The sequence below is a fragment of the Nocardia sp. CNS-044 genome, from assembly GCF_059570515.1.
The window spans coordinates 579,100-595,008 of the sequence record NZ_JCANSX010000006.1 but is presented as its reverse complement, the minus strand read 5'-3'; the positions used below and the strand labels follow the sequence as shown (position 1 = coordinate 595,008).

The window sequence follows — 15,909 nt, the reverse complement described above, 5'->3', positions numbered from 1 at the left end:
CCGAGAGAAATGATTCCCGCACCCCCGCCAGCGAAGCCGCGCCCAGCACCCGGAAACGGCGAACGCCGGGCCGAAACCAACTGGGAACCAGTGGTTTCGCGCCCGGCGTTCGAGGCAGCTGGGGGTCAGCTGGTGGGCAGGAACGCCTCCGCGACGATCTCCGCCTGCTCGACGGCGTGCACCTTCGACGAACCCGAGGACGGGGCGGACATGGCGCGGCGGGAGATGCGACGGAGTTTGCCGAGGCGCTCGGGGAGCAGCTCGGGGAGGTTGAGGCCGAAGAAGGGCCAGGCGCCCTGGTTGGCCGGTTCCTCCTGCACCCACGCGATGTCGGTCGCGTTCGGGTACCCCTCGAGGGCTTCGTTCAGGCGGAACTTGGGCAGCGGGTAGAGCTGCTCGATCCGCACGATGGCGATGTCCTCGCGCTTCTGCTTGGTCTTCTCGGCGACCAGCTCGTAGTAGAGCTTGCCGCTGGTCATCAGCACGCGCTTCACCTTGCCGCGGTCGCCGATGCCCTGCTCGTAGGTGGGCTCGTCGAACACGGAGTGGAACTTGGACTCGGTGAAGTCCTTGAGATCCGACACCACGGCCTTGTTGCGCAGCATCGACTTCGGGGTGAAGACGATCAGCGGACGACGGATGCCGTCGTGCGCGTGGCGGCGCAGCAGGTGGAAGTAGTTCGCCGGGGTGGACGGCACCGCGACGGTCATCGAGCCCTCGGCGCACAACTGCAGGAAGCGCTCGATGCGGCCGGAGGTGTGGTCCGGACCCTGACCCTCGTGGCCGTGCGGCAGCAGCAGCACCACGTCGGAGAGCTGGCCCCACTTGGCCTCGCCGGAGGAGATGAACTCGTCGATGATGGACTGCGCGCCGTTGACGAAGTCACCGAACTGCGCCTCCCAGAGCACCAGCGCGTTCGGGTTGCCCAGCGAGTAGCCGTATTCGAAACCGACGGCGGCGAATTCGCTCAGCGCCGAGTCGTGCACCGCGAACCAACCCGGGTTCTCGCTGCCGATGTTGTGCAGCGGGGTGTACTCGTCGGCGGTCTTGCGGTCGATGATCACCGCGTGCCGCTGGGTGAAGGTGCCGCGGCGGGAGTCCTGACCGGTCAGGCGCACGGCGCGGCCCTCGTCGATCAGCGTGCCGAAGGCCATCAGCTCGGCGAAGGCCCAGTCGACCTTGCCCTCGTAGGCCATCTCGCGGCGCTTCTCCAGCACCGGCTTGACGCGCGGGTGCACGTTGAAGCCGTCGGGCACGTTGAGGAAGGCGTCGCCGATGCGCTGCAGCACGGCCTTGTCGACCGCGGTCTGCACGGTCGCGGGCACCTTCTGGTCGTCCTCGACCGACTCGCTCGGCCCCGGCGGGAACTTCTCCAGTTCGCGGACCTCGTTGAACACGCGCTCCAGCTGGCCCTGGTAGTCGCGCAGCGCGTCCTCGGCCTCTTTCATGGAGATGTCGCCACGGCCGATCAGGCTCTCGGTGTAGCTCTTGCGCACCGAGCGCTTGGTGTCGATGACGTCGTACATGTACGGCTGGGTCATCGACGGGTCGTCGCCCTCGTTGTGGCCGCGACGGCGGTAGCAGATCAGGTCGATGACCACGTCCTTGCGGAACTTCTGGCGGAAGTCGACCGCGAGACGCGCCACCCAGTCGCAAGCCTCCGGGTCGTCGCCGTTCACGTGGAAGATCGGCGCGCCGATGAACTTGGCGATGTCGGTGGAGTACTCGGTGGAGCGGCTGTTCTCCGGTGCCGTGGTGAAGCCGATCTGGTTGTTCACCACGATGTGGATGGTGCCGCCGACCCGGTAGCCGCGCAGACCCGAGAGGTTCAGCGTCTCGGCGACCACGCCCTGGCCCGCGAACGCGGCGTCACCGTGCAGCATCAGCGGCATGACGGAGAAGCCCTCGGGGCCGTCGCCCTTGTCCAGCAGGTCCTGCTTGGCGCGGACCAGACCCTCGAGCACGGGGTCGACCGCCTCCAGGTGCGAGGGGTTGGCGGTCAGCGAGACCTCGATCTCGTTGTCGCCGAACATCTGCAGGTAGGTGCCGCGCGCGCCGAGGTGGTACTTCACGTCACCGGAGCCGTGCGTGGCCGCCGGGTTCATGTTGCCCTCGAACTCGGTGAAGATCTTCGAGTACGGCTTGCCGACGATGTTGGCGAGCACGTTCAGGCGGCCGCGGTGCGGCATGCCGATGACGACCTCGTCGAGCGAGTGCTCGGCGCACTGGTCGATGGTGGCGTCCATCATCGGGATGACCGCCTCGGCGCCCTCCAGCGAAAAGCGCTTCTGGCCGACGTACTTGGTCTGCAGGAAGGTCTCGAAGGCCTCGGCCGCGTTCAGCCGGTTCAGGATGTACTTCTGCTGGGCGACGGTCGGCTTGACGTGCTTCTGCTCGACGCGCTCCTGGATCCACTGCAGCTGGTCGGTCTCCAGGATGTGCATGTACTCCACGCCGACGTGGCGGCAGTACGCGTCGCGCAGCACCGAGAGCACGTCGCGCAGCTTCATCCGCTCCTGACCGTGGAAGCCCGCGACGTTGAACTCGCGGTCCAGGTCCCACAGGGTGAGGCCGTGCTGGGTGACGTCCAGGTCCGGGTGGCTGCGGAACTTGTCCTTGATCAGGCGCAGCGGGTCGGTGTCGGCCATCAGGTGGCCGCGGTTGCGGTAGGCGGCGATCAGCTCGAGCACGCGCGAGCTCTTGTCGACGCCGCGCTCTTTCATGTCCTTGCGCCAGCGCACCGGCTCGTACGGCACGCCGAGGCCGTGGAAGATCTCGTCGTAGAACTCGTCGGAGATCAGCAGCTGGTGGATGGTGCGCAGGAAATCACCGGACTCCGCGCCCTGGATGATGCGGTGGTCGTAGGTGGAGGTCAGCGTCATCAGTTTGCCGACGCCCAGGTCCGCGATGCGCTCGTCGCTCATGCCCTGGAACTCGGCCGGGTACTCCATGGCGCCCGCGCCGATGATCGCGCCCTGACCGTTCATCAGGCGGGGCACCGAGTGCACGGTGCCGATGGTGCCCGGGTTGGTCAGCGAGATGGTGACGCCGGAGAAGTCCTCGGCGGTCAGCTTGCCGTCGCGGGCGCGCCGGACGATGTCCTCGTAGGCGGTGTGGAACTGACCGAAGGTCATTTCCTCGGTGCCCTTGATGGCCGCCACGACCAGCGAGCGGTTGCCGTCCTTGCCGGGGAGGTCGATGGCGAGGCCGAGGTTGGTGTGCGCGGGGGTGACCGCGTTCGGCTTGCCGTCGATCTCGGCGAAGTGCCGGTTCATGTTCGGGAACGACTTCACCGCCTGCACGATGGCGTAGCCGAGCAGGTGGGTGAAGGAGATCTTGCCGCCGCGCGTGCGAGCGAGGTGGTTGTTGATGACCAGACGGTTGTCGATCATCAGCTTGGCCGGAATGGCGCGGACCGAGGTCGCGGTCGGGATGGCCAGCGACGCCGACATGTTCTTCGCGACGGCGGCCGCGGCGCCGCGTAGCACCTTCGCCTCGTCGGCGGCCTCGGTGGGCTTCGGCCCGCCGGAGGTCGGCGCGGCGTTGGAGATCGGCGCCGGGGTGGTCTGGGGGGCGCGCGCGGCGGTGGCCTTCGCGGCGGGCGCGGGCTTCGCGGCGGGAGCCGGAGCGGGCGCGGGCTTGGCGGCGGCCGGAGCGGGCTTCGCGGCCGGGGCGGGCGCCGGGGCGGAGTTCTTGGTCGGCGCGGCGGTCTGGGTGGGCGCAGCGGTCTGGGTCGGCGCAGTGTTCTGAGTCGGCGCAGTGGGCTGCGAGTTCGTGGCGTCGCCGCTCGCTTCGGGGGTGTAGTCGGCCAGGAACTCGTGCCAACTCTCATCGACGGATGATGGATCTTGCTTGTACTTCTGATACATCTCGTCGACTAGCCACTGGTTCTGTCCGAACTGGGAAGTTGAGCTGCTCACAGCAGGTGTTCGCCTCATTTCGTTCTTCGCGCTGCGACGTTTGTGACGTGCCCGGCATGGGGATCAGCGGATGCGCGCCGATGGACCCTCTGTCGAGGATATGCCCAGCGGCAAATCGACGAAGCTACCCACCACCGGACAGACCCAAACTCTTCTGTGCAGACTCGTCCGGGTCCGAGAATATTCCTCCCGTTTCGCGGGCCGCCGCCCAGAGGCGGGTATAGGTTCCGCCCGCCGCGACCAGGTCGGCGTGCGTCCCGAATTCCGTGATCCGGCCCCGCTCGACGACCGCGATCCGATCGGCTCGCGCGGCCGTGCCGAGCCGGTGCGCGACGACGACCGTGGTGCGCCCTCGGGTCAGCGATCTGCTCGCTACCAGCACCGACGACTCGGTTTCCGGATCGAGCGTCGCGGTGGCCTCGTCCAGCAGCAACAGGTCCGGACGGACCAGTTCGGCCCGGGCGAGGGCGATCAACTGACGTTGTCCGGCCGACAGTCCGCGCCCGCGTTCGCCGACCGGTTGCCGCAGTCCGAGGGGTAGCGCCGCGATCATGTCGGTCGCACCGACCGCTGCCGCCGCGTCGCGGATCTGTTCCGGGGTTGCGGATGGTTGTCCGAATGCAATGTTGCTGGCGACGTCGCCGGTGAAGAGGTGAGCTTCTTGGGGGACGATGCCGAGCCGGGAACGGTAATCGGCGAGGCGGTAATCGCGGAGGTCGACGTCGTCGACGACGATCGCGCCGGTGCTTGTCGCTGTGCCGGACGCGTCCGCGTCGGACTTCGCGCGGACGGTCCCGGCATCGCGTTGTTCGGTGTCCGCCTCGTCGGTGACAGCGGCGACGCCGGACGACCGCGGCAGGTCGTAGAGGCGGGCGAGCAGCTTGACGATCGTCGATTTGCCCGCGCCGGTCGGCCCGACCAGCGCCAGCGTGGACCCGGCCGGAATGCGCAGCTCGACATCGTCCAGTGCCGGAGTCTCGGTTCCGGGATAGCGGAAACGCACGTGATCGAGCGCCACCTCGCCGCGCAGACCGTCGGCGATCGTCACCGCGTCCGGCGGATCCGCGGCGATCGAGGACGGCGTGCGCAGCAGCTCGCCGATGCGGCGCAGCCCGACCCTGGCCTGCTGGTAGCCGTCGAAGACTTGAGACAGCTGCAGGATCGGACCGAACAGCAGCTGGAGATACAGCACGAAAGCGACCAGCGTGCCCGCGCTGGTCGCGCCGACGGCGACCTCGCGTGCGCCGACGAACACCACCGCGGCCAGCGCCAGGTCGGCCCAGGCGATGACGAAGGCGAAGTACAGCGCGATCGCTCGCTGCGCCCGCATCCTGGAGTTGCGGTAGCGCTCGGAGTATTCGGCGAACCGCCGCGCCGCGCGCGGTTCGTGCCGGTTGGCCTGCACCGCGCGCAGGCCGGTGACGTTCTCCTGGAAATCGGCGTTCACCGTCGACACGCGTTCCCGCGACACCGTGTAGGCGGTCGAGGAGAAGCGCCGGAAGATCACCGTCGCCACGATCAGCGGCGGCAGGGCGAGCAGCGCGACCACGGCCAGGGAGAGATCGATGACCAGCAGCGCCACCGCGATGCCGAGCAGGGTGAGCACGCCGATGAGGGTGGTCGCCACGCCGGTCTGCAGGAAGCTCGACAGCGCGTCCACGTCGGTGGTCATCCTGGTCATGATCCGGCCGGACAGTTCCCGCTCGTAGTAGTCCAGTCCGAGTCGTTGCAGATGCGCGTAACTGCGCACGCGCAGGCCGTAGAGGACGCGTTCGCCGGTGCGCGCGGTGAGCACGATGGTCGCCGCGCCGACCGCGAAGCCCGCCGCGACCAGCCCGCCGCCGAGCACCGCCGCCAGCACGAGCGCGTCGGATTGTCCGGCGCTGACACCCGTATCGATGGCGTAGCGCACCAGCGCCGGGAAGGCCACGCCGACGAGCGCGTCGAGCGCGAGCAGGCTCACCACCGTCAGCACCAGCCAGCGCACCGGGCGCATCAGCCGCGTCAAGCGGAAGCCTGGGTCGGGTTCGCGCAGCGCGCGGTCATCGAGGCCGGGTTCCTCGGTGGCGGGCGGGAGTTCCTCGATGGTCCGGCGCAGTTCGGGTGTCTCGGCAAGGTCCGCGGCCGCCGCGCCGAAGCCGCCCGCCCGCCCGGTGGCGCGCGGTGTTCTCGTCGGCTCCTCGGGTTCGATCGTCGCGGGGGTCGGCCGGTGAGCGGGCGCGGGCAGGCGGATGACCCGGTCGGCGTGGGCGAGCGTCGACTCGCGGTGCGCCAGGATGATCGTGGTGCGGCCGCCGCGGTCGGGCAGGGTGTCGAAGATGGCGGCCTCGGTGACCGCGTCCACGGCGGAGGTGGCGTCGTCCAGCACCAGGATGCGCGGGCGGGCCAGCAGTACCCTGGCCAGCGCGATGCGCTGCCGCTGGCCGCCGGAGAGGGTGAGCCCGCGCTCGCCGACGACGGTGTCGTATCCGTCGGGCAGTTCGCCGATGAAGTCGTCGGCGGCGGCCAGCTTGGCGGCCTGCCTGATCTCCGCGTCGGTGGCGCTCGGGCTGCCGAGGGCGATGTTCGCGGCGATGGTGTCGGAGAACAGGAACGGATCGTCGAACACCACGCCGACGGCCGCGCGCAGGTCGGCGGCGGCCACGTCGGCGATGTCGACCGGTTTCCCGGCGTCGGGGCCGTCGCCGAAGAGCCGGATGTGCCCGGCGTCGGGCGCGTAGAAGCGCGGCAGCAGCAGCGAGAGCGTCGTCTTGCCCGACCCGGCGGGTCCGATGATCGCGACCGTCTCGCCGGGGCGCACGGTGAGGTCGAGATCGCGCAGGATCGGCAGGTCCGGATCGAATCCGAAAGTGAGCGAATCCATCTCGATCCCGAGCGGGCCGTCCGGCAGCGCGGCGGGTACGGGCGGATCGGCGATCACCGGCGCGGAGTCGATGACCTGGAAGACGCGCTCGGCGGCGGCGCGGGTCAGCTGCGCCAGGATCACCACCGAGGACATGGCGCGGGTCGCCGAGGTCATGGTCGCCACGTAGGCGGCGAAGGCGAGGAAGGTGCCGAGCCCGATGGAGCCGTGCAGCGCCAGCCAGCCCCCGAACGCGATCACCCCGACAAGTCCGGCCTGCGGTATCGCCGCGACCACCGGCGCGAAGCGGGCGTCCACCCGGGCCGCGCGCATGCGTTCGGCGTAGAGCTTGCGCCCGTGCCCTTCCAGCACGTCGACCATCCGGGCCTCCTGCCCGAAGCCCTTCACCACCCGCACGCCGGTGACCGTCTCCTCGACGTGCTGAGCCAGATCGGCGGCCCGCTGCTGGGCCGACCAGGTCGCCGCGAAAAGGCGCGGGCGCATCCGATAGACCACGGCGGCGATGCCGGGCACCACCAGCAGCGCGACCACCGCCAGCGGCGGCGAGAGCCACAGCATCACCCCGGCCGCGAGCAAGAACTGCAACAGCGCCATCCCGGAGAGCGGCACCATCGCCAGCAGGCCCTGCACCAGCTGCAGATCCGTGATCGAACGGGAGACCACCTGACCGGTACGCAGCGCGTCCTGACCCGCGCCGTCCAGTCGCTGCAGCGATCCGAGCAACCGCACCCGAAGGCCGTGCTGGACGTCGAGCGAGAGACGGCCCGCGAGCAGTCGCCTGCCGAACGCCGCGGCGAACCGTCCGGCGGCGAGCAGCGCGAGCAGTGCCGCGATCACGCCGATCACCTCGGTGTCGCCGACACCGGCCGCGTCGACCGCGCGCTTGGTGAGCAGCGGCGCGGCCACCTCCACCAGCGCGCCCGCCAGGACCGCCGCCGCGACACCCGCGATGGTGCCGGGATGCGACCGGCTCTCGGCCCACAGCCGACGTATCCAGCCCCGCCCCGCCGTGCTCTGCTCAGTCAATTGCGCTGTTCACCGTCCTGTTCTCGAACTCCCCCGGACGCCTGCGTGTGCAGGCGGTACTTCTTACGAAGGTAACGACGCGCGGCGACACACCGCTTGTTCCCGGAGTCTGCCCACCGGTCTTGGCGTGTCCTCGAGCGCGGATCTAATCTCGCCGCTATGACATCGCAGGGGGATTTCACACGACGCTTTCACCAGCTCAGGCACGACGTCGATGACGTCTACGAACAGGTCGGCGAACTGCAACGCCAGGTACACGAGGGATTCCGCGAGGTCGACGAGCGCTTCGGCAAGATCGATTCGCGGCTCGACGGGATGGATTCGCGGTTCGATGGGATCGATTCGCGGCTCGACGGGATGGATTCGCGGTTCGATGGAATCGATTCGCGGCTCGACGGGATGGATTCGCGGCTCGACGGGATCGATACACGGCTGGACGCGATGGACGCTCGGTTCGACGGGATGGACGCTCGGTTCGACGGGATGGACACGCGGTTCGACGGGATGAATACGCGGCTGAACCAGATCGAGCACGGCGTCGGGGAGGTGCTCCGGATGCTGCGGGGCGGGCGCGGGATCGCGCCCTCGGGTGACGGTCGCGGCTCACATATCGCGGCCGCGCAGCTGCCACCAGCCCGCGCCGGCGATTCCGATCGTCCACAGCAGTAGGACGACGAAGGCGGCCGGGGTCGGCGCGAGGATGTCGCTGTCGGGGAAGGAGCCGACCGCCACGGTGGCGACGGTCGCCGACCCCGGCAGCAGGGTGACCACGCCGCCGAGCCCGATCCCATTGGCCACCAACCAGACCAGCGGCTCGAAGACGAGCAGCCAGCCGAGGATCAGCGCGACCGTACCGGTCGATTGGCGCAGCAGCAGCCCGAGTCCGGCGCCGAGCAGCGACCAGCAGACCGCGGCGAGCAGGCCGGTGCCGAACACCGTCAGCAATCGGGTGCCGAATTCGAACTTGCCCCGGCCGAACGCCAGCAGGCAGGCGAACGCGCACACCTCGACCAGCACCGTGACCGCCAGCGTGTACGCGCCGGTGACCAGCAGCTTGGCCGCCGCGAGCCGATCGCGATCCGCGGTGAACAGCGAGGTCACCGGCATGGTCCGATAGCGGAACTCACCGCCCGCACCCGCGGCGCCGAACACGGCGGCGGCCAGGATCGTCGCGGCCAGCGCCAGATACAGCCCGATGGTCGCGGCCCCGGTGGCCAGCGCGGACTTCGGGTCAGCCGGCCCGGCCAGCACCGAGGTCACCGTGGCGGCCACCAGCGCGATGGCGGGCAGCGTCACCCCGAGCGCCAGGCACCAGCGCAGCGTGTAGACCTTGCGGACCTCGGAGTTGACCGGCGGCACCAGGTCCGGTGGCAGAGTGATCATCGCGGAATCCCGTAGGGCGTCGGCTGCGGATGGGGTGCGTGCGCCGCGGGCGGCGGGAACATCGGCGCCGCGGTCTTGTTCGTTTTCGTCAGCGAGGCGAGGACTCGGTCGGGGTGGATCGGATCGGGCGTCACGCTGTCCAGCCGCACACCGGCGGCCTTGGCCGCGTCGGTGATCTCGGCCTCGCTCGCCTCGGCCACCGCGAGCCGCCCGTCCGGCCGGATGACCGCGTCCGTGTAGCCGCGCGCGGCGAGCATCGTGGCCAACGCCACCGGGGTGGACGCGGCGACCACCAGCCGGTCGGGGTGATTGCGGCGCAGTTTCGCGGGAGTGCCCTGGTAGACCACCGCACCCTCGCTCACCACGATCAGCTGATCGGCCATCGCCACCACCGAGGCGAGGCTCGCGCTGGTCAGCAGCACCGTGCCGCCGCGGCGGGTGTGCCTGCGCAGGAAATCGTGCAGCCAGCCGCGTTCGGCGGGATCGAGTCCCTCGGTGGGCTCGTCGAGGATGAGCACCGGAGGATCGGTGAGCAACGCGGTGGCCAGCGCCAGCCTGGTCTGCTGACCGATCGAGAGCGCGCCCGTCTTGACGCGCGCGGCATCCTTCATGCCGACCGCCTCGAGCGTCGCGTCGGCCCGCGCGTCCGGAACTCCGGCCGCGGCCGCGTACACCAGCAGGTGGTCCCGGGCGGCGCGCTTCGGATGCAGTCCACGCGGCGCGAGCATCCCGCCCACCGGCGACGCGCTGATCTCCGCGCTCCCCGAGGACGGTTCCAGCAGACCGAGCAGGATCCGCAGAATGGTGGTCTTGCCCGAGCCCGCCGGACCGACCAGCGCCGCGGTGCTCCCCGCGGGAACGCTGAAGCCGACGTTCTCGACGGCCGAACCGAGTTCGTACCGCTTGCTCAGGCCGCGAACGACCAAAGCCGTTTTGGCTGGGGTCATTTCGGGTCGGCGGGGAAGCGTGGCGGGGTGGCGTCGAGCGCGGGCAGCGGATCGGCCTCGACGACGAGCTGCCGGTCGACCGGCCAGAAGGCCGGCGCGGGCCCGAAGGCCTTCTGCGCGTTGTGCACCGTGGTCTTGCCGAGGGCGCGGTTACCGACGCCGCCGATGACCGCGCCGATGCCCATCGGGATCACCTTGCCCGCCATCAGCGCCATCCGCTTGGTGAGGAACCGCACGATGAACCGCTTCATCAGCGAGTCGTTCATGCCGGACAGGCCCGGGACCCGGTTGGCGAGCAGGGTGCCCCAGTTCTTGGCCGACTGCCCGACCGAGCGCTCCACGATCTCCATGCCGGAATCGCCGAGCACCACCGCGAGGACCAGCGCCCTGCGCTGCTCCTTGGCCTCCGGCGCGATTCCGTGCACCGCGGCGACCGCCAGCGTGTACAGCGCCGAGGCCTCCAGGAAGAACGCCGTCTCCGCGGTGATGGTGGCCAGCGAGGCGACCGTGCCGACGCCGGGCATCGCCGCGGTCGCGCCCGCCGCGGTGCCGCTACCGGTCACCGCGAGCAGGTACTGGCGCTCGATCCGGTCGAGGATCTGCGCCGGGGTCTCGTCGGGATGGGCGCGCCTGACCCGATCGATGTACTTCTCGACCGCGGGCGCCTGCAGCTTCGACCCGTTCTCGAGCAAGGCGACCACGGTCTTCTCGAACGCGCCGTGCCTCATCGGCAACACCCCTTAAGTCTCAGCCTTCGCTGCCAGAACTCTATGGCACCGAACCATCGTCGGCCCAACACGACAACGAACCGGCTCGTGTTCCGGGTTCCCGTGGCGCGCCACCCGAAACGACGACCTCCGCCGGTCAGGCCGGACCGCGCAGGGCGGGCACCCGCTCCGACAGCGGCGGCGGTGGCGGCGGGGTGCCCTCGCCGAACGGCCTGCCGCCGAGCTCGTCGCGGCCGTGCGGGGTCAGCCAGTCGCTCAGGTCGGGTCCCTTCGGGACGACCTTCGTCGGATTGATGTCGGTGTGCACCACGTAGTAGTGGGTCTTGATCTGGGCGAAGTCGACGGTGTCGCCGAAACCCGGGGTTTGGTACAGGTCGCGGGCGTAGGCCCACAGCACCGGCATCTCGCTCAGCTTCTGCCGGTTGCACTTGAAATGGCCGTGGTAGACGGCGTCGAAGCGGACCAACGTGGTGAACAGCCGCACGTCGGCCTCGGTGATGGTGTCGCCGACCAGGAAGCGTTGTCCGGCAAGGCGATCCGAGAGCCAGTCCAGCCGCGCGAAGAGCCGGTCGTAGGCCGCCTCGTAGGCGTCCTGGGCGCCGGCGAAGCCGCAGCGGTAGACGCCGTTGTTCACGTCGCGGAAGACGACGTCGTTGACCTCGTCGATCTCGGCGCGCAGCGGCTCGGGGTACAGCCGGGGCGCGCCTTCCCGGTGGAGCTTCGTCCATTCGGTGGAGAAGTCCAGCGTGATCCTGGCGTAGTCGTTGGTGACCACCTGACCGGTCGAGATCTCGACCACCGCGGGGACGGTGATGCCGCGCGGATAGTCGGGGAAGCGGGCCAGGTAGGCGTCGCGCAGCCGGGGAATGCCGAGCACCGGGTCGACGCCGCCGGGATCGAGATCGAAGGTCCAGCTCAGCTTGTCGTGGGTGGGGCCGCAGAGGCCGAGCGAGAGCGCGTCCTCCAGGCCGAGCAGCCTGCGCACGATGAGCGTGCGATTGGCCCACGGGCACGCGCGCGCCGCGACCAGCCGATACCGGCCCGGCTCCACCGGATAACCGTCGCGTCCGTCGGCCGTGATGCGGGTGGTGATGTAGTTGGTGTCCCGCTTGAACTCACCCGGTTCGACGTACGAACCGCTTTCCGATGCCGCCTTGGTCACACGATCAGTCTGGCAGACGGAGGTTTTAGGCTGGCGCAATGAGCGAACGAAGTGAGCGAATCATGTGCCAGTGCGCCTCGCGCATGCCGGAGCCGAGCGTCAGCGAGGCGCGGGCATGAGCGAAACCAGGGCCACTCGGCTGGAACGGGAAATCACCGACGGCGGCGCGGAGGTGGCCGTCCTGACGCTGGCCCATCCGCCGCTGAACCTCTTCGATCGGGCGATGTTCGACGCGTTGGTGCAGGACATCGCCGAGCTGAGCGCGAATCCGCCGCGCGCGCTGTTGCTGCGCGCAGAGGGCAAGGTGGTCTCCGGCGGCGTCGACGTGCACGTGTTCGACGGCCTCACCATCGAACAGGGCGCCGAGCTGTGGCGTTCGCTGTTCGCGCAGATCATCCATCCGCTCGAGGCATTGCCGTGTCCTGTGCTGTTCGCCGCGCACGGCCTCACTTTGACCGCCGCCTTCGAGATCGCGCTGGCCTGCGACATCATCCTGGCCGCGCCGAAGGCGAAGTTCGGTCTGGTGGAGACGGTGGTCGGACTGACCCCGTCCATGGGCGGCCCGCAGCGGCTCGCCGAACGCGCCGGGTCGGGCCGCGCGCGGGAATTCGTGATGACCGGCGATCTCTACGACGCGGCGACCATGGCCGAGTGGGGCGTGGTCAACGGCGTGCACGAGGACGTCGACGGTGCGGCGCGGGAACTCGCGCACCGGCTGGCGCAGGGCCCGACCAAGGCGCACGCGGCGACCAAGCGGATCGTCGAGGCCTGGCGCTCCGGCGGTGTGGCACACGCCGATTCGGTGACCCCGGAGGTGTCCGGCGAACTCTTCGCGACCGACGATCTGCGCGGCGCGGTGCGCAGTTTCCTCGAGGTCGGACCGGGCAAGGCGACGTACACGGGCCAGTGACGGCGGGGACACGGTAATTCGACTATTCCCGCGAAATTGTGATCCGCGTCATATAGTCGCAGGTGCCTGGCAGCTAAAGGCATCTCGCGGAGGACAAATGTCGCAGCTCTTGGTCGAATACCCCCTGACTCAGTCGCCCGCGTGTGGAAACCCGCTGGCCCGCGGCGCGGACGGAGTGTTGCGCTACGGCAACCTCACCCCGGCGCTCACCGAGCTGCTCGATCTACAGGTGCACGCCTTCGCGGCGCGCGAGGCGGTCGTCGAGCTCGGTGGGCCCCGGCTCACCTACCGGGAGCTGTGGCACTCGGCCTCGCGCATCGCGGGCGGACTGCAGGAACACGGCGTCGGCTACGGCGACCGGGTCGCCATCCACATGCCCGCGGGCGCGCGCTGGGTGCAGGCGTTCCTCGGGGCGCTGCTCAGCGGCGCGGTACCGGTGCTGGTGCACGACGGCCTTCCCGCGAAGGTGGCCGAGCAGGTGATCGCCGACAGCAAGGCGGATTTCGTGCTCGGTGGCGGTTCGCGCGGCGGTGAGGTGGAACTGCCCGACGGCGCCGCGTTCATCGACGACGGCGCGGCGCTCAACGATCTCGCCCTGCTCTGCTACACCAGCGGCACCCGCAAGGGCGTCGAACTGACCAACGAGAACCTGCTCTCGGCGGTCCGCTCGGTGGTCGCCGCGCTGGACCTGCCCACCGACGGTGTGCGCAACCTGGTCCTGCCTCCGCTGGCGCACGCCAGCGGATGCGTCGACCAGCTGCTGCCCACCTTCGCGGTCGGCGGCACCGTGGTGCTCGCCAAGGACGGCCGCGGTCTCGCGGAAGCCATCGTGGCCGAACGGATCGACATGGTCTCGGGCACGCCGCGCATCTTCGCGGGGCTACTTCCCGAGCTGGCCGCGCTGCGCGCCGACGGCGTGCCCACCGAGGGCATCAGCCGGGTCAGCAGCGCCGGGCATCGCGCCGAACGGACCGCGAGCGGTCTGGCGGCCGCACTGCGCGACGCGTTTCCCTCGGCCCGGCACTGGTCGGTCTGGGGCGCCACCGAGACCAGCGGCATCGGTCTCGCCGTGGACGACACCGAGACGCCCGCCGACGCGGGCCGCGTCCTCGGATTCCCGTTCGGCGGTACCGAATTGGCGCTGTGGGGTCCGCGGGCCGGGGCCGGGCACGGCGAATTGCTCTGTCGCGGACCGAATGTCACCCCGCGGTACTGGAACGACCCGGAGACCACCGCGCACCGATTCACCGGCAGCTGGTTCCACACCGGCGACCAGGTGTCGATCGACGCGCACGGTCTGGTCCGGCGCGACATCGCCTGAGCGGTGACCTATTCCAGCAGCCGGTCGCGCAACCGCGCGCGCAACTCGGGCGTCAGCCCGACGACGTCGAGGTAGCGGTCGAAGTCCCCGTGCAGTTGCCGTACCGATTCCAGCGACATGCCCAGGTACTCCTCGCGCACGCCGAGCAGGTCTTCGGAGAAGCTCGCGCCCGGCGGCAGGGTGGGCTCGATCAACGCGCGCAGCGGTGCGACGGCCTCGTTGCTGAGCAGGTAGTCGGCGAGCACGTCCTCCTCGACGACGTCCACCGCGCGCAGCAGCGTCGCGACCGCCCAGCCGGTGCGGTCCTTGCCCGCCGCGCAGTGCACCAGCACCGCGCCGTCGCCGCGCACGATGGACTCCGCGATCGAGACGATCGCCGAGTTCGCCTCCGGCAGCGCGGGGAACTCGCGATAGACCTCGAGCATGTGGTCGTACGCGGAGCCGGTGCGCGTCTCGTGCGGCGGCGCCTCGCCCATCCGCGAGTCGAAGGGCGTCACGCTGCGCCGCACGCCGTCGGGCAGGTTGTCGTGGCCCATGTGGTCGATCTCCCGCACCCCGCGCAGGTCGAAGACCTCGCTGACGCCGATTTCGCGCAGCGTGCGGTGGCCGTCCGCGTCGAGACCGCTGAGCTGCGCGGAACGCAGCAGCACACCGCGGCGCACCTTGGCGCCGCCGACCGTGCGCAGGCCGCCGGTGTCGCGGAAGTTGAACGTGCCGGAGAGGAAGAACTGATCGGCGGGAGGGGGGAGAGTCACCGATCCAGGCTATCCGCCACCGGAGTCGTCCCCGGATCGAACGCCGGACACCGGGGCGAACCGGTTACACGGGGCTATTGTGCGCTTCGCCACAGTGGTGACAGGTGCGTCGCAGCGGACCGTAAGGTGGAGCATTGTGTGTCTTCCGGCCGCGAGGGTCCGGGAGTCGCCCAGGAACGCCGATCGGTGGGGACACTGCAGCGTTGCAGAGTCATTCCGTTTGGGTAACAAAACATTCTTCCAGTCTGGAATACCCGCTGAACCCGTTCTCAAACCCCGAAAACCCTCTACCATTGATGAACGTTGGACCGGGCAGCCTGGGGATTTTCTGGCAGCTCGCCCACGTTCAGCGAGTCGCGCCAATGGAGGTGCGCGAGTTCTTTCGCCGAGGGAGTCGTCGTTGAGCGCACGTGGAGAAATAGTGGAGAGTCGGTTGCGGCCGACGATCTGCGAGGCCGTGGAGAAGGCGGCCGCCTCGCTCGATATCACTGGAGTGCGGGCACTGCGGGTGCTGTTGCATGCCGGTGTCACCGCGTACTGGCCGCTGGTCAAGGCCGCGCCGACCAAACAGATCCGCGCCTACGAGGCGGCCGTGCAGACGCTGCGCGAGCGCTGGGAAGTGCGGTCCGAACCCATGCCCGACCCGGCGGTCGCCGCGGCCATGTTCCGTGAGATGGACGCCGAGGTCGGCAACTTCCTGCAGCTCTGCGCCGATCGCTCCGGCACCCAGTGGCTGGAGCCGGTGGACGACATCGCCACCTACGTGGTGTCCGTCCTGCAGGGGGCCGTGCTGCGCTGGCTGGCCGACTGCAACGACGAGACCACTTTGGTGGTGTCGGACGACCTGGTCAGCGGCCTGGCCACCCGGGCGGCCGAAGTCTGATCCCGGCCAAT

At 69.7% G+C, this 15,909-nt stretch carries 11 protein-coding genes; 4 read left to right on the top strand and 7 right to left on the bottom strand.

Annotated features, from left to right (window positions below):
* Positions 1-125: 125 nt before the first annotated feature.
* Positions 126-3,938 carry a multifunctional oxoglutarate decarboxylase/oxoglutarate dehydrogenase thiamine pyrophosphate-binding subunit/dihydrolipoyllysine-residue succinyltransferase subunit gene (locus T333_RS11345; RefSeq protein ID WP_357250711.1) on the bottom strand — a complete coding sequence of 1,271 codons (3,813 nt, stop codon included), beginning with the start codon at positions 3,936-3,938 and terminating at the stop codon, positions 126-128.
* A gap of 106 nt (positions 3,939-4,044) precedes the next feature.
* A complete protein-coding gene (locus T333_RS11340) occupies positions 4,045-7,809 on the bottom strand; it encodes an ABC transporter ATP-binding protein (protein WP_496424420.1) in 3,765 nt (1,254 codons plus the stop codon).
* 159 nt (positions 7,810-7,968) lie between these two features.
* On the opposite strand from T333_RS11340, the gene T333_RS11335 reads away from it, so the two are divergent.
* Positions 7,969-8,478 carry a hypothetical protein gene (locus tag T333_RS11335; protein ID WP_496424419.1) on the top strand — a complete coding sequence of 170 codons (510 nt, stop codon included), beginning with the start codon at positions 7,969-7,971 and terminating at the stop codon, positions 8,476-8,478.
* Here the strand turns inward: T333_RS11335 and T333_RS11330 are convergent.
* The 4 genes from T333_RS11330 to T333_RS11315 form a co-directional block, all read right to left on the bottom strand.
* Positions 8,413-9,192, bottom strand: a complete 780-nt coding sequence (locus tag T333_RS11330; RefSeq protein WP_496424418.1) for an ABC transporter permease — start codon at positions 9,190-9,192, stop codon at positions 8,413-8,415. The two genes, T333_RS11335 and T333_RS11330, sit on opposite strands and share 66 nt — an antisense overlap.
* Complete coding sequence (locus tag T333_RS11325; RefSeq protein ID WP_357250723.1) at positions 9,189-10,139, bottom strand: ABC transporter ATP-binding protein; 951 nt, start codon at positions 10,137-10,139, stop codon at positions 9,189-9,191. The genes T333_RS11330 and T333_RS11325 overlap by 4 nt, the downstream gene beginning before the upstream one ends.
* The gene (locus T333_RS11320; RefSeq protein WP_355001820.1) at positions 10,136-10,867 is read right to left on the bottom strand and encodes a hypothetical protein; all 732 of its coding nucleotides are present in this window, start codon (positions 10,865-10,867) and stop codon (positions 10,136-10,138) included. Before T333_RS11320 ends, T333_RS11325 begins: the two co-directional genes overlap by 4 nt.
* A gap of 136 nt (positions 10,868-11,003) precedes the next feature.
* Positions 11,004-12,029, bottom strand: coding sequence for a glutathione S-transferase family protein (locus tag T333_RS11315; RefSeq protein WP_496424417.1), 1,026 nt, complete (start codon positions 12,027-12,029; stop codon positions 11,004-11,006).
* A 115-nt stretch (positions 12,030-12,144) separates the two neighbouring features.
* Between T333_RS11315 and T333_RS11310 the strand changes: the two genes are divergently transcribed.
* The gene (locus T333_RS11310) at positions 12,145-12,939 is read left to right on the top strand and encodes an enoyl-CoA hydratase/isomerase family protein (RefSeq protein WP_355001818.1); all 795 of its coding nucleotides are present in this window, start codon (positions 12,145-12,147) and stop codon (positions 12,937-12,939) included.
* 97 nt (positions 12,940-13,036) lie between these two features.
* Positions 13,037-14,260 carry a class I adenylate-forming enzyme family protein gene (locus T333_RS11305; RefSeq protein ID WP_355001817.1) on the top strand — a complete coding sequence of 408 codons (1,224 nt, stop codon included), beginning with the start codon at positions 13,037-13,039 and terminating at the stop codon, positions 14,258-14,260.
* 8 nt (positions 14,261-14,268) lie between these two features.
* Here T333_RS11305 and T333_RS11300 read toward each other — a convergent pair whose 3' ends face one another.
* Positions 14,269-15,015, bottom strand: a complete 747-nt coding sequence (locus tag T333_RS11300) for a tyrosine-protein phosphatase (RefSeq protein ID WP_355001816.1) — start codon at positions 15,013-15,015, stop codon at positions 14,269-14,271.
* Positions 15,016-15,415: 400 nt separating this feature from the next.
* Between T333_RS11300 and T333_RS11295 the strand changes: the two genes are divergently transcribed.
* Positions 15,416-15,898 carry a TetR family transcriptional regulator gene (locus tag T333_RS11295; RefSeq protein ID WP_355001815.1) on the top strand — a complete coding sequence of 161 codons (483 nt, stop codon included), beginning with the start codon at positions 15,416-15,418 and terminating at the stop codon, positions 15,896-15,898.
* The last annotated feature ends 11 nt before the right edge of the window (positions 15,899-15,909 follow it).

Bases quoted from the DNA above. Each gene is read 5' to 3' on its own strand.
- T333_RS11345 (WP_357250711.1), bottom strand. From the start codon at position 3,938: ATGAGGCGAACACCTGCTGTGAGCAGCTCAACTTCCCAGTTCGGACAG.
- T333_RS11335 (WP_496424419.1), top strand. From the start codon at position 7,969: ATGACATCGCAGGGGGATTTCACACGACGCTTTCACCAGCTCAGGCAC.
- T333_RS11330 (WP_496424418.1), bottom strand. From the start codon at position 9,192: ATGATCACTCTGCCACCGGACCTGGTGCCGCCGGTCAACTCCGAGGTC.
- T333_RS11325 (WP_357250723.1), bottom strand. From the start codon at position 10,139: ATGACCCCAGCCAAAACGGCTTTGGTCGTTCGCGGCCTGAGCAAGCGG.
- T333_RS11320 (WP_355001820.1), bottom strand. From the start codon at position 10,867: ATGAGGCACGGCGCGTTCGAGAAGACCGTGGTCGCCTTGCTCGAGAAC.
- T333_RS11310 (WP_355001818.1), top strand. From the start codon at position 12,145: ATGAGCGAAACCAGGGCCACTCGGCTGGAACGGGAAATCACCGACGGC.
- T333_RS11305 (WP_355001817.1), top strand. From the start codon at position 13,037: ATGTCGCAGCTCTTGGTCGAATACCCCCTGACTCAGTCGCCCGCGTGT.